The sequence below is a fragment of the Macrococcus bovicus genome (assembly GCF_030376725.1).
Lineage (GTDB): Bacteria > Bacillota > Bacilli > Staphylococcales > Staphylococcaceae > Macrococcus > Macrococcus bovicus.
Map to the genome: position 1 here is coordinate 832,611 of NZ_CP128470.1, position 14,681 is coordinate 847,291.

12 protein-coding genes are annotated in these 14,681 nt (G+C 47.9%); 11 read left to right on the forward strand and 1 reads right to left on the reverse strand.

What is annotated here, in order from left to right:
• Positions 1-3 precede the first annotated feature (3 nt).
• Genes QSV55_RS04690 through QSV55_RS04700 form a run of 3 tightly spaced genes read left to right on the forward strand, consistent with a single transcriptional unit; the run spans position 4 to position 4,243 of the window.
• Positions 4-1,401, forward strand: a complete 1,398-nt coding sequence (locus tag QSV55_RS04690; protein ID WP_289650892.1) for a glycogen synthase — start codon at positions 4-6, stop codon at positions 1,399-1,401.
• A gap of 11 nt (positions 1,402-1,412) precedes the next feature.
• On the forward strand, positions 1,413-3,815 hold the full coding sequence (locus QSV55_RS04695; protein ID WP_289650893.1) for a glycogen/starch/alpha-glucan phosphorylase: 2,403 nt from the start codon (positions 1,413-1,415) through the stop codon (positions 3,813-3,815).
• A 50-nt stretch (positions 3,816-3,865) separates the two neighbouring features.
• Positions 3,866-4,243 (forward strand): YbaN family protein, encoded by a 378-nt coding sequence (locus tag QSV55_RS04700; protein ID WP_289650894.1) that lies wholly within the window; start codon positions 3,866-3,868, stop codon positions 4,241-4,243.
• A 305-nt stretch (positions 4,244-4,548) separates the two neighbouring features.
• Here the strand turns inward: QSV55_RS04700 and QSV55_RS04705 are convergent, their stop codons facing one another.
• A complete protein-coding gene (locus QSV55_RS04705) occupies positions 4,549-6,210 on the reverse strand; it encodes an Rqc2 family fibronectin-binding protein (protein WP_289650895.1) in 1,662 nt (553 codons plus the stop codon).
• 130 nt (positions 6,211-6,340) lie between these two features.
• Between QSV55_RS04705 and gmk the strand changes: the two genes are divergently transcribed.
• From gmk to rlmN, 8 genes are all read left to right on the forward strand, one after another.
• Positions 6,341-6,964, forward strand: a complete 624-nt coding sequence (gene gmk, locus QSV55_RS04710) for a guanylate kinase (RefSeq protein WP_133451250.1) — start codon at positions 6,341-6,343, stop codon at positions 6,962-6,964.
• Complete coding sequence (rpoZ, locus tag QSV55_RS04715; protein WP_133451251.1) at positions 6,964-7,158, forward strand: DNA-directed RNA polymerase subunit omega; 195 nt, start codon at positions 6,964-6,966, stop codon at positions 7,156-7,158. Before gmk ends, rpoZ begins: the two co-directional genes overlap by 1 nt.
• Before the next feature lie 73 nt (positions 7,159-7,231).
• On the forward strand, positions 7,232-8,422 hold the full coding sequence (coaBC, locus tag QSV55_RS04720; protein WP_289650896.1) for a bifunctional phosphopantothenoylcysteine decarboxylase/phosphopantothenate--cysteine ligase CoaBC: 1,191 nt from the start codon (positions 7,232-7,234) through the stop codon (positions 8,420-8,422).
• Positions 8,412-10,790 (forward strand): primosomal protein N', encoded by a 2,379-nt coding sequence (priA, locus tag QSV55_RS04725; protein WP_289650897.1) that lies wholly within the window; start codon positions 8,412-8,414, stop codon positions 10,788-10,790. Before coaBC ends, priA begins: the two co-directional genes overlap by 11 nt.
• Positions 10,791-10,888: 98 nt before the next feature.
• A complete protein-coding gene (gene def, locus QSV55_RS04730; RefSeq protein ID WP_133451254.1) occupies positions 10,889-11,374 on the forward strand; it encodes a peptide deformylase in 486 nt (161 codons plus the stop codon).
• Positions 11,367-12,293, forward strand: coding sequence for a methionyl-tRNA formyltransferase (gene fmt / locus QSV55_RS04735; RefSeq protein WP_289650898.1), 927 nt, complete (start codon positions 11,367-11,369; stop codon positions 12,291-12,293). Before def ends, fmt begins: the two co-directional genes overlap by 8 nt.
• Complete coding sequence (rsmB, locus tag QSV55_RS04740; RefSeq protein WP_289650899.1) at positions 12,286-13,590, forward strand: 16S rRNA (cytosine(967)-C(5))-methyltransferase RsmB; 1,305 nt, start codon at positions 12,286-12,288, stop codon at positions 13,588-13,590. The genes fmt and rsmB overlap by 8 nt, the downstream gene beginning before the upstream one ends.
• Complete coding sequence (gene rlmN / locus QSV55_RS04745) at positions 13,590-14,681, forward strand: dual-specificity RNA methyltransferase RlmN (RefSeq protein WP_133451257.1); 1,092 nt, start codon at positions 13,590-13,592, stop codon at positions 14,679-14,681. Before rsmB ends, rlmN begins: the two co-directional genes overlap by 1 nt.

Below are 14,681 nucleotides of genomic sequence, written 5' to 3' on the forward strand. Positions count from 1 at the left end.
AAAATGAAAAAAGTATTGTTTGTAGCTTCTGAATGTACGCCATTTTTTAAATCGGGTGGACTTGCTGACGTGATCGGCAGTCTCCCGCAATATTTAAATGACACGGATGACTGTGAAGTCCGTGTCATTCTGCCGTTATACTCCTCCTTGAAATCTGAATACCGTGCACTACTGACTGAAGTGATGATATTTGAGACGGAAGTAGGCTGGCGAAGACAATATACAGGTATTTACGAGATGATCTATGAAGGGGTCCACTATTACTTCATCGACAATGAGCAGTATTTCAAGCGTGACAATCTGTATGGCTATGAAGATGACGGCGAACGATTCGTCTACTTCTCGAATGCGGTTATCGAGTTTATCTACCGGGGCGACTTTAAACCGGATGTGCTCCATGGTCATGACTGGCAGGCGGGTGCAGCGGTCGCAATAGCTAAAATCAAGCAGCCGGTGCCCGGCATCCGGACCATCTTCACCATTCATAATATTCTCTATCAAGGCTGGATGGAGCATGCAGCATTCGGTGACCTGTTCAACCTGGATATCAGTCATTTCTCAGGGTTCGAATGGGGCGGCATGCTGAATTTAATGAAGGCAGGCATCTTCCATGCTGACAAAGTGACGACAGTCTCTCCGACTTACGCTGAAGAGATCAAGACCGCTCATTACGGTGAAGGATTAGAACCGATGCTCAATATGCGCAGCGGCGATCTTCTGGGTATCATCAATGGGCTGGATATTGACGATTATAATTCCATGAAAGACTCAAATATAGATGTCCCGTTTAAAACATCTATCATCAAGAAACGCCAGAATAAGAAACGTCTGCAAAAAGAGTTTGGCCTGCCCGTTAAAGAGGTGCCGATGTATGCGATCATCACGCGGATGGTGGAACAGAAAGGCCTGCATTTGATCACGCATATTTTGGAGGAATTCATCCAGCAGGATGTGCAGGTGGTGATACTAGGTAACGGGCTGTACGAGTTCGAGTCCTACTTTAACTATTTAGCGGCTAAGTATCCGGATAAAGTCTATACTTACATCGGTTTTAGCGAAGCCTTATCGCGCCGGATCTATGCGGCAAGTGACTTCTTCATCATGCCATCACTCTTTGAGCCGTGCGGGCTGTCACAGCTGATCGCGCTCCAGTATAAAGCAATCCCGATTGTCCGTGAGACAGGGGGCCTCAAAGATACCGTGCTGCCTTTCAACATCTATACGGGTACGGGCACCGGTCTGACGTTTGCCAATTATAATGCCCATGAGCTGCTGGACCGTCTGAACTACTCTCTGACTATCTATCACGACACAGAACTTTACAAGAAGATATTCACTAATATTACGAAGGTCAACCATAGCTGGTCTCAATCTGCACACCAATATCTTGACATCTACTAAGGAGAATAAAAGTGAAGACATTTACTAAAGAGGAATTTCGTGAGCTGCTGGACAAGAAGGTTAGAGATAAAAGAACGAAGACACTGGAAGAGACGACAGATAAAGATCTATTCTATGCGATTGCCTCTATCATCAAGGATGCTATCAATGAGGCGAGCATTGACACTAAGCAGCGCTATATCCATGACAAGAAACGTCAGGTCTCCTATTTATCAATGGAATTTCTGATCGGCCGCTTAATTGAAAGCAACCTCATCAATACAGGCTTCAAGAAAGTCTGTGATGAAGTATTGATGGATTTAGGGCGTCAGCCGAGAGAGGTCTACGGAGAGGAGCAGGATGCTGGTCTCGGCAACGGCGGTCTTGGCCGCCTGGCTGCATGTTTTCTTGATTCCATTGCGAGTTTAGGATACGCGGGTCATGGCTTTGGCATCCGCTACCGCTATGGTCTGTTTGAACAGCGTATCGTGTCAGGCAGTCAGATCGAATTGCCGGATAACTGGCTCCGAGAAGTCTATCCGTGGGAGACACGGAAGACCGATGAGGCGATTGAAGTTAAGTTTGGCGGGGAAGTTGATTTTACGGTGGAAGATGATCAGTATATTTTCCATTACCGCGATCAGGAAGTCGTATTGGCTGTCCCTTATGATGTCGGGATTGTCGGCTATGAGAATGATGTGGTGAATACTCTCAGATTATGGAGTGCTGAAGTACCTGAGAATGCCATCAGCCCTGAGCAGTATAAGAATCAACTCGAGTATATGCAGAGCGTAGAGAAGATCTCCGGCTTCCTTTATCCGGATGATTCGACAGAAGAAGGGCGTTTCCTGCGACTGAAACAACAGTATTTCCTGGTTTCTTCTACTATTCAGACCTTAATTCGCCGTTTCAAAACACAATATGACATGCCGATTGAACACTTCCATGAGAAGAATGTGATTCAGATCAACGATACCCATCCGACTTTCGGGATTCCTGAATTGATGCGTATTCTGATGGATGAGGAAGGATTAAGCTGGGACGAGGCGTGGACCATCACCACTCACACATTTGCTTACACCAATCATACCATCATGCAGGAGGCACTTGAGAAATGGCCAGTTGACATGGTCAAACGTGTCAGTCCGAGGATTTACATGATTATTCACGAGATCAATGAACGCTTCTGTCAGGAGGTCTATCTGCATCACGAGGAGCAGCGTGACCGCATCAGTGAGCTCGCAGTCATCAGCAATGACGTCATTCATATGAGCAAGCTTGCGATTGTCGGCAGCTATAGCGTCAATGGTGTCGCAGCACTGCATTCTGATATCATCAAAAACTATACGTTCCATGATTTCTACCGCTTAACGCCGGAGAAATTCAATAATAAGACCAATGGTATCACGCACCGTCGCTGGCTGATGGGCGCTAACCCGGGTCTCACTGAGCTGATTACGGATGCCATCGGGGACCACTGGATCAAGTCGCCGGTAGAACTGAATCAGCTGCTTCGCTACCAGAATGATCAGGATTTCCTCGAGCGGTTAGCGGAAGTAAAACTGCAGAATAAGAAAGTCCTGCAGGATGTCATCTACAAGAAGACAGGTATAGAAGTGAATGAACATTCTATATTTGATGTTCAGGTCAAACGTCTGCATGAGTATAAGCGTCAGCTGCTTAATATTTTCCATGTGATTCATCTGTACAATGAAATCAAACGGAATCCTAAGCTGAAAATGGTGCCACAGACCTTCATTTTCGGGGCAAAGGCAGCGCCAAGCTACCATCTGGCGAAAGAAATTATTCGTCTGATTCATCTGGTGGGCAACTTAGTCAACGAGGACAAAGATGTAGCAGGTCGTATTAAAGTGGTCTTCCTTGAGAACTATAACGTCACATTAGCAGAATACATCATGCCAGCTGCTGAGATTTCTGAACAGATTTCGACAGCCTCTATGGAAGCTTCAGGTACCGGCAACATGAAGATGATGATGAACGGTGCGGTTACTTTAGGAACGATGGACGGGGCTAACGTAGAAATCGCGGAGCTGGTAGGTAAGGAGAACATTCTGATCTTCGGTCTGTCGAGTGAGGAAGTCATTCGCTATCAGAAAGAAGGCGGCTACCAGGCGAACGATCTCTACCGGACAGACGATCGTCTGAAGTCTATCTTGGACGGCTTAAAAGACGGCCGATACGCGAAAGGTGAGACATTCAGCGATATCTACTACCGTATCTTAAAGAATAACGATCCGTACTTTATCCTGAAGGATTTCACTTCATACCTAGAGACGCATATCAAAGCGGTGACACTGTATGAAGACAGTCAGACGTGGAATAAGATGAGTCTCGTGAATATTGCACAATCAGGCAAATTCTCAAGTGACCGGACGATAAATGAATACGCAACAGATATCTGGAAATTGATTTAATTAAGTGGAAGACAGTCTGCCGGCTGTCTTTTTTTGATAAGGAGGCAGATATGCGAATAGTTTTAATCTCAATGGGAATCGTGTCGACCCTGCTCGGTCTGATAGGTGTCATTCTGCCACTCTTGCCGACGACCCCGTTCCTGCTTCTCGCTGCCATCTGTTTTGCCAGAAGTTCAGACCGTTTTCATGACTGGCTGATCTCAACAAAAGTCTACCGCGCTTATGTGCTGGAGTTTCAGAGGAATAAAGGTTTCACTTTCAGACAGAAGCTGAAGATGCTACTGAGTCTCTACATCGTTGTCGGCTTTTCAATCTGGATGATAGAGCATCTGTATATCAGAATAGGCCTGATGATTATGGTCATTCTTCAGACCTTTGTTCTCTTTGCGTTTATCAGGACGCTGCCGGCAAGCAGAGACAATGGCTGACCGCAAGATGACTGAGTGATGAGCAGTGCCGGAAAGCTGGGTTATGAGCGACAAAGTGGATTTATCGCTCATAACCACTATGAGGAGTGCCGGAAAGCCGAGTTATGAGCGACAAAGTGGATTTATCGCTCATAACTGCCATGAGCAGTGCCGGAAAGCTGGGTTATGAGCAACAAAGTGGATTTATCGCTCATAACTGCCATGAGAAGTGCCGGAAAGCTGAGTTATGAGCGACAAACGGGATTTATCGCTCATAACTGCCATGTTAAAAAGACAAGACCGTGCAGCCCATGCACGGTCTTGTCTTATTTGACTCTCATCTGATCGACAATCTGTTTTTCAGGGTCGACGTATATGGTTGACTGATCCGTATATGTCACGAATCCGGGCTTTGCACCACTTGGCTTATGCACATGTCTGATTAATGTATAGTCTACAGGGACACTGGCCGATTGACCGGCTTTTGAATAGTAAGCGGCAAGCATAGCTGCATCCATCAGGTCACTGTCACTCGGGTCTTTTTTCATGATGACGACATGGGAACCAGGTATATCCTTCGTATGGAACCATGTATAATCCTTACGTGCGACTTTGTGGGTCAGATAATCATTCTGCAGATTATTTTTTCCTACTAATATCTCGGTCCCTTCAGATGACTGATATTTTTCCAGGACGACTTTGTCCTTGCCTTTCATTTTCTGTTTTTGGCGCTTTCTGAGCAGGCCCTGTTCCATCAGTTCTGCACGCATCCCCTCGATATCTTCATAGGTGATGTAGGAGAGCTGTCCTTCAAGGTTCTCAAGATAAGCGATCTCTTCTTCTGTCTCTTTGATCTGACTCGCTGCATGAACTTTACGTGTTTTCAGCTTGTTGTACTGCTTATAGTAGTATTGCGCATTTTCTGCAGGTGACTTGCGCGGATTCAGAGGAATCGTGATGTTCTCATTTGTATAATAGTTGAATGCCTCAAATTCAGACATGCCGTTTTTCAGCTGATACATATTGGCGGTGATTAGTTCGCCGAAGAGCTGGACATCCTCCATTGTTCGGGTTTCTTCCAGTTCATTGACGAGCTTCTCCAGTTTTTTTCTGTCCTTGTGCAGCAGCTGTGTGATGTGGCGGCTGAGATCGATGCTGCGGGACTTGATGCGTTCACGTTCACCGCGTTCGTTGAAATAGTAGTCGAGTAACTCTGATAACGTCTCAAAGGTCTGATCAGGTGTACCCAGGGTCTCAAGCGGCATGAAGTAGAAGAATTCCTTGGGCGCCCGGTTATAGTAGACAGGCTGTACCTTTTCTGACTTGGCCATAAACTTCCTGAAGGCAGTATCGACGTCATCGTCCAGTGCGAGCAGTTCATCTATGGCGAGCGGACTGAATCCCTCGATAACGTTCAGGAGCTGGCGGCGGACAGGAGCCGTATCAAGAAAATCAGAGACCCGTTCCAGCCTATAAGGGTTGTGTTTAGTTGCTGTCGGTGGCTCCTCGTACTTGAAGCCGGGCATGATCGTCCGCGCGGCATTGGTATTCGGCGTCAGATGCTTCATGCTTTCTAAGATCTTACCCGCGTCATCCGTTAATATCACATTGCTGTGCTTGCCCATCAGTTCGATGACAAGACGGCGTTTGACGGGATCACCGATCTCATCGGTATTGTCAATATCGATGAAGACAATGCGGTCATTCCCTTTTTGGCGGAAGCCTTTGATAATACCGCCTTCCAGATGTTTACGAAGTACGCGCAGAAACATCGGCGGTTCAAAAGGATTCGGCGCCTTATTATCCGTCAAGTGCAGTCGTGCAAAATTCGGATGCGCTGAAATCAGCAGCTGCTGATTTTTACGGTTCGCACGGACAGTCAGAATAATGGTCTGGTTGTCCGGCTGCGTTATTTTATTAATACGTCCTGAGACGAGGAAATGTAACTCTTCGAGCATCTTGCCCGTAAATAATCCATCAAATGCCATTTATTTCACCTCTATATGATATTTATTTAGTTTAACACTCGAAGCTAAGAATATAAAATGAAGCATGTATTTTTCAAAAAATATATGTTACTCTTATTAATAATCATTTAATTGTAGAAAGGTCGTAAAGATGGAAAACGAAAAAGGTTTATTAATTGTTCTATCGGGTCCTTCCGGCGTAGGAAAGGGCACTGTCAGGAAAGCAATATTTGATGACCCGGACACGGATTTCGAGTATTCTATATCTATGACAACACGGAATATGCGACCGGGGGAAGAAGACGGCCGTGATTACTTCTTTAAAAAACGAGAAGAATTTGAAGCGTTGATTGAGGCTGATGCATTCATCGAGTACGCTGAATATGTCGGTAACTACTACGGCACACCTGTGCAGTATGTCCGTGATACAATGGATGCGGGCAAAGATGTTTTCCTTGAGATCGAAGTGGAAGGTGCGAAACAAGTGCGCAAGAAGTTCCCTGAGGCACTCTTTATCTTCCTCGCGCCGCCATCACTTGCTCACCTTGAAGAAAGACTGATCGGCCGCGGCACGGAGTCCAAGGATGTGATTGCCTACCGCATCTCAGAAGCGCGTAAAGAAGTTGAGATGATGAATCTTTATGACTATGTCGTGGTCAACGATGAAATTGAGCAGGCGAAATCACAGATTCAGACCATCGTTGAAGCGGAACACTTAAAAAGAGAACGTATAGAAGCACGTTTCAGAAAAATGTTACTGGAGGTAAAAAAATAATGTTATATCCACCATTAGATAAAATCAAAGAAAATGTAAATTCAAAGTACCTGGTCGTGACACTCGCGGCAAAACGTGCACGTGAACTTCAGGACAATCCTGATTCAAACTTACTGGAACGATACGTTTCATATAAACCGGTCGGACAGGCTCTGGAAGAAGTAGCTGCCGGTCGTATCCATGTAGAAGAATAAGTCGGCGATCGCCGGCTTTTTTGTTTGCAGAAGATTCATGTATAATAGTAGTACTATCAATGAGGAGGCCGTCATGAAGATCTTATTAAGTGTAACAGGGGGCATCGCCGCTTATAAGGCGATTGACCTGACCAGTAAACTCGTACAGCGTAACCATGAAGTGAAAGTCATGATGACACCGTCTGCGAGAGAATTTATCACACCTCTGCCGTTTCAGGCACTTAGCCGTCACGAAGTCCATAGCGATATCTTTGACGAGACAGAGCCGGACGTCATCAAACATATCGATCTGGCAGACTGGGCGGATGTCAACATCATCGCACCGGCGACCGCTTCTACTATCGGTAAACTGGCACATGGCATCGCAGACAATATGGTGACGACTACGCTGATTGCATCGACCAAGCCGACATTCATCGCACCGGCGATGAACAGCAATATGTACAGCCACCCGGCTGTTCAGGAGAACATCCGGAAATTAAGTGCGATGGGATACCATTTTATCGATCCAGGCAGCGGATTCCTGGCATGCGGTTATATCGCGAAAGGACGTATGTCTGAGCCGCTCGATATCATCAGGGCGGTCGAGGCGTTTCAAGTCGCAAAGCAGTACCAGAATGACTTAAAAGGGAAGAAGATACTGGTGACAGCGGGTCCGACGATTGAACGGATTGACGCTGTTCGATATTTGACGAACAATTCAAGCGGCCGCATGGGCTATGCAATTGCTGAAGCGGCACAGCTGCGCGGTGCGGATGTCACACTCGTCAGTGGCCCTGTTCAGCTGGAGGTACCGAACAATGTCCGTTTCATACAGGTGGAAAGTGCAGCTGAGATGTTTGACGCGGTGACGAAGCGCATGGACCAGGATATCATTATCAAGGCAGCAGCAGTCGCAGATTATACGACCGAAAGACAGCACGGCAAGATAAAGAAAAAAGATGAGGATCTGACGCTGACCCTGCAACGTACACAGGATATTCTGAAATATTTAGGCGAACATAAGACGACTCAGTATCTGGCAGGATTCGCCGCAGAAACAGAGCAGGTGGAGATGTACGCGCGCGGTAAACTTGCCAAGAAAAATGCAGATGTCATCATCGCCAATAATGTCGGTGACTCGTCCATCGGCTTCAAATCAGACCAGAACGCGGTGGAGATGTTCTTCAGAAACGGCATGAGCCGTAAAATCGGGAAAATGCCGAAACGGGAGCTCGCCCATGAAATACTGACAGCTATTAAGCAGGATATTCATGTACGCTAGAATTGTCGTCGATGTCAATGCGAAACGAGTCGACAAGCTGTTTGACTATGAGGTGCCCGAGCAGCTGAAGTCTGTTGTGCAGATCGGCATGCGGGTAGTCGTTCCGTTCGGACCGAGAAAGATACAGGGCTATATCATCGAGCTGGTGGATGAGTCGCATGAAAAAGAGCTTAAATCTATTCTGCATATACAGGATATGACACCGGAGCTGAACAAGGAACTTATTGCCTTAAGTGAATGGATGCAGACGACGCATATCGCAAAAAGGATCGCCGTACTGGACATCATGCTGCCGCGTGCAGTGAAAGGCAAGTATCACAAAGTCTATCGTCTGGAGGAACCGGAGGAAATCAGTGATGAACTCTACACCCTGTTCAGAAAACAGCAGGTCCGTATCAGCTCGCTGTCTGCGGATGACATCCTCAAGCTGAAACCTTATGTTGAATCGGGTGTCATTACTGAAGATGTAGAGGTCAATCAGCAGCAGCGGGTCAAGACACTTAAAGCGGTTGAACTGTGTGATATCAATGTGGAGCAGGCACTCGCGACCTTGCGCAGCGACAAGCAGAAGGACTGCCTTCTGGCACTTGCAGATGAAGGCAGACTGACTCTGAAGGAATTGAAGGCGCGTGACTTCTCAGCTGCTGTAGTATCAGGTCTTGAGAAGAAGGGGCTCATCAGAAAGATAGAGATAGAAGCTGCACGTGACCCGTTTGCTCACCGCACGGTCCATCCGGACGCCAAAAAGGTGCTTCTGACTGAGCAGCAGGCCGCCTATAACCGCATCAGACAATCCATCGATGACGAAGAACATCGCGTCTTCCTGCTGCACGGTATAACTGGAAGCGGGAAGACGGAAGTCTATCTGCAGACGATTGCGGATGTGCTGGCTCAGAATAAGACCGCCCTCATGCTGGTACCTGAAATTGCGCTGACACCGCAGATGGTGGAGCGTTTTAAAGCCCGCTTCGGCGATGAAGTCGCAGTCATGCACTCCGGGCTCAGCATCGGCGAGCGCTATGATGAGTGGCGCAAGATCAGAAGCGGTCAGGCACGGGTGTCTGTCGGCGCACGCTCCAGTGTCTTTGCACCGTTTGAAAATTTAGGCATCATCATTATTGATGAAGAGCATGAGGCAAGCTATAAGCAGGAAGATTATCCGAGGTATCATGCACGTGACGTGGCATTCTGGCGCGGCAGTTACCATAACTGTCCGGTTGTGCTAGGCAGTGCTACGCCGTCGCTTGAAAGCTATGCACGGGCGGAAAAAGGGGTCTATGAACTCCTGACCATCCAGACGAGAGCCAATCAGTTTCCGGTGCCTACTGTCCAGGTCGTCAATATGCGTGATGAGCTTGCTGCGGGCAACCGTTCGATGTTTTCGGCGGAACTGACCCGGGCCATCAACGACCGGATCCAAAAAGGTGAGCAGATCGTCCTGTTCCTGAACAGAAGAGGGCATGCACAGTTTCTTCTCTGCCGCGACTGCGGACATGTGCCGAACTGTCCGAACTGTGATATCAGTCTGACTTATCATAAGGTGACAGACGAACTGAAATGTCATTACTGCGGACACAAGGAATATAAGCCGCTCACCTGTCCGAACTGTGAGAGTGAACACATCCGTGAGATGGGTGTCGGCACCCAGAAGGTGGAGGAACTCATCTATCAGCATTTTGAAGGGGCGAGGGTCATCCGGATGGATAATGATACGACCTCCCGTAAAGGCGCGCACGAGCAGCTGCTGACAAAATTCAAGAATCAGGAAGCGAATATTCTGCTCGGCACCCAGATGATAGCGAAGGGACTGGATTTCCCGAATATCACATTAGTCGGTGTGCTGAATGCTGATACCATGCTGAACCTCCCGGACTTCAGAAGCAGCGAGCGGACCTTCCAGCTGCTCACTCAAGTGGCCGGGCGCGCAGGCCGGGCTGATAAAGAGGGTCATGTCATCATTCAGACGTATAACCCTGAACATTACGCCGTGCAGTATGCTAAAAACAATGACTATGCGGGTTTCTACAAAGAAGAGATGACGTACCGGAAGATCGGCAAGTATCCGCCTTACTATTATTTGGTCAATCTGGTCTTCAGCCATGCAGAGATGAAGGAGGTGCTGCTTGAAAGTAAACACATTCACCAGACGTTGCTCCAGCACCTCTCGCCGTCCAGTTACGTGCTGGGGCCCGCCCCTTGCACCATCGCGCGCATCAATAATCAGTACCGCTTTCAAATCATCATTAAATTCAAAAGTGAGCCGGCACTGCTGGAGGCGCTCACCTACCTCGATGATCATTATTATGATAAGTTCGTTAAGAACAAGTTTTCCTTAAGCATCGATATCAATCCGCAGATGCTGATGTAAAGTTCCTTATTCCATGGAGTAAGGAACTTTTATTTGCTTACAGGGCAGTGATTCATTTATACTAATATGATGCATAAAAAAGAGTAGGAGGTCTCAAGATGACCGTAAAAAAACTGATTGACCAACATGATAGACTGCTGCACCGTGAAGTGAAGGATGTCACAAAGTTTGATGATTCACTGCGCCAGCTGATTCTGGATCTGGAAGATACGATGTATGAGTCAGATGGCGTGGGCATCGCCGCTCCTCAGATCGGGGTGGATCTGAAAGTGGCTGTCGTGGATATGGAGGAGGACGGTATTCTTCAGCTGATTAATCCTGTGATCACCCATTATTCAGCAGAGACAGCTGTGGATATAGAAGGCTGCCTCAGCCTGCCGGATGTATTTGGCGAAGTGCCGAGAAGTGTTAAAATAGAACTGACGGGTAACGATCTGAAAGGCAATACCGTTGAAATGACCGCTTTCGATGATATCGCCCGGGTCATTCAGCATGAGGTGGATCATTTATATGGTCATCTGTTCACAGAGAAGATGACACGGGAAGTCAGTCCTGAAGAACTGGAGGAGATGTATCATGACTAGCATTATTTTTATGGGGACGCCTGATTTCTCAGGCCCTATTTTAGAGGCAGTCGCAGCAGAGTACGAAGTCATCGCGGTTGTGACGCAGCCTGATAAACCTGTCGGCCGTAAAAAGGTGATGACGCCGCCGCCAGTCAAAGTGACTGCTGAAAAATTAGGCATCAAGGTCCTGCAGCCTGCGAGACTGACAGGTTCAGATGAACTGGCAGCAGTCATCGCCATGCAGCCCGACTTGATAGTGACAGCGGCATACGGTCAGCTGCTGCCGGAGGAACTGCTCGCGGCACCGCGGCTCGGCTGTATCAATGTGCACGCGAGCCTGCTGCCGAAGTATCGCGGCGGTGCGCCGATTCATTATGCCGTGATGAACGGTGAGAAGGAGACGGGGGTTTCAATCATGTATATGGTGAAGAAACTGGATGCAGGGGATGTCATCAGTCAGCGTGCCATTCCGATTGAAGAAGCAGATGATGTCGGCACTCAGCATGATAAGCTGTCGGCATTAGGTGTCGAGCTGTTGATGGAGACCCTCCCTGCGATTATCAGTGGCACCAATCAGCGGATGCCTCAGGACGAGAGTCTTGTTACATTTGCTTCTAACATCAGCCGTGAAGATGAACGGGTGACATTCGACCGTACGACGTCAGAAGTCCATAACCATATTCGCGGCCTGTCACCGTGGCCGGTCGGCTATGCACAGCTGGAAGGGCAGAATATGAAGCTCTGGTCAGCGCGCCGTGCAGCAGGTGACGGTCAACCAGGAGAGATCCTCGCAGCAGACAAAGAAGGCCTGCTGGTTGCGACATCTGACGGGGCCGTCCTGCTGACAGAGATACAGCCGGCGGGTAAGAAGCGGATGGCTGCAGGCGACTACGCTGCTGGCCGTAAAGACTTAATCGGGAAGGTGTTCAATGGATAAGAACGTCAGAATGGTCGCACTTGAAATTCTGGATGATGTCCTGACTGCAGGCGGCTACAGCAACTTGCTGATCAACGCTGCAATCAAGGAAGGAAAAGTAGAGGAGAAGGACCGTGCACTCCTGACTGAACTCGTCTACGGTACGCTGCAGCATAAGCTGACGCTTGAATATTATATAGAGCCTTTTATTAAGGCGAACCTTAAAGGATGGATGAAACGCCTGCTGCTTATGAGCGTCTATCAGGCCGTCTATTTAACGAAGATTCCCGACCATGCCATCATCAATGAGGCGGTCGAGATCACTAAACGGAGAGGCTCTTATTCAGGTGCAAAGACGATCAACGCCATACTCCGTCACTTTCAGCGCAGTGAGTTACGTTCATTTGCTGAAATCAAAGATGACCTGAAGCGTCTGAGCATCGAGACGAGTACACCGCTGTGGCTGGTCAAGCACTGGAAGACACATTTCGGTCATGAAGTCACGCGCAGAATCTGTCTGAACCTGCTTGAACGGCCGGATACAAGTGTCCGTGTCAATACGACAAGAATCACGGTTGAGGATGCCATCACTCGTCTTAGAGCTGAAGGTTTTACAGTAAGGCAGTCTGATGTCGTGCCGGAATGTCTCTTTATTGAGGGCCCACCGATTGTGCAGACCCGCCTGTTCAAGGATGGCCTTGTCTCTGTACAGGATGCCTCCAGCATGCTGGTGGCCCATATCATGAACCCGGAACCGGGCGATCATATTCTGGATACATGCAGTGCCCCGGGCGGCAAGACCTGTCATATGGCAGAGAAACTGAATCAGACAGGCCATATCGATGCACATGATATACATGAGCACAAACTTGATCTGATTGAGTTCAATTTACGTAAGCTGCGTCTGACGAATGTCGCTGTTTCACTTCACGATGCACGCGCACCGTTTGACAGACAATATGATAAGGTGCTGGTTGATGCACCGTGCAGCGGTCTAGGGGTTGCAAAGCGTAAGCCGGAGATTAAATATGAGAAGACTGCTAAAGATATCGACAACTTATGGCCGCTGCAGCTTGATATTCTGCGCAATGCCGCAGATGCTGTCAAGCCGGGCGGACTGATGATATACTCTACATGTACAATTGAACAGATGGAAAACGAAAATGTCGTCTATTCATTTATCAAAGAAAATAGAGATTTCGAAATAGAACCGATTGAACTTGCGGGTGAAACCCATCAGACCTTGCAGATTCTGCCGCATGATTTTAATGCCGATGGTTTCTTTATTGCGAAACTGAGAAGAAAGGATGTGTCTTAATGGCACTGCTCGAGAAAAAGAAAAATAAATTCATGCCTCAATTTGAGAAGCCGTCTATCTATTCACTGCAATTAGATGAATTGAAGGACTGGCTCGCTGACCACGGTCAGCAAAGCTTTCGCGCGAAGCAGATCTTTGACTGGCTTTACGTCAAACGCGTCACGTCATTCGAGGAGATGACGAACCTATCCAAGGATCTGCGTGACCAGCTCGAAGCGAATTTTGTGATGACCACACTTAAAACGGTTGTCAAACAGGAGAGTAAGGACGGCACGATCAAGTTCCTTTTTGAACTGCAGGATGGTTATACGATTGAAACGGTGCTGATGCGGCATGATTACGGCAATTCCGTCTGTGTCACCACGCAGGTCGGCTGCCGTATCGGTTGTACTTTCTGCGCCAGCACACTGGGCGGCTTAAAACGAAATCTAGAAGCAGGTGAGATCGTCGCGCAGGTGCTGAATGTGCAGATGGCACTGGATGCAACAGAGGAACGGGTCAGCCATGTCGTGATCATGGGTATCGGAGAACCGTTTGAGAACTACGATGAAATGATGGACTTCCTTAAAATCATCAATCATGACAACGGGCTGAATATCGGTGCGCGTCATATCACAGTCTCAACTTCAGGTGTAGTCCCGCGTATTTATGACTTTGCAGATGAAGAGCTGCAGATCAACTTCGCGCTAAGTCTTCACGCAGCAGACAATGATGTCAGATCCCGTCTGATGCCGATTAACCGTGCCTATAATCTCGACAAACTGATGCCGGCCATTGAATACTATACCGAGAAAACGGGCCGTCGTATCACATTTGAGTATGGCTTGTTCGGCGGGGTCAATGACCAGGTCCAGCATGCAAGGGAACTGGCTAAGCTCATCAAACATCTGAACTGTCATGTCAACCTGATACCTGTCAATCACGTGCCTGAAAGAGACTATGTCCGTACGTCCAAGGAGGACATCTTCAAGTTCGAGAAGGAACTGAAACGTAATGGCATCAACGCGACAATCAGACGTGAACATGGCTCTGATATTGACGCGGCATGTGGTCAGTTAAGAGCGAAAGAACGACAAGAAGAAACGAGGTAA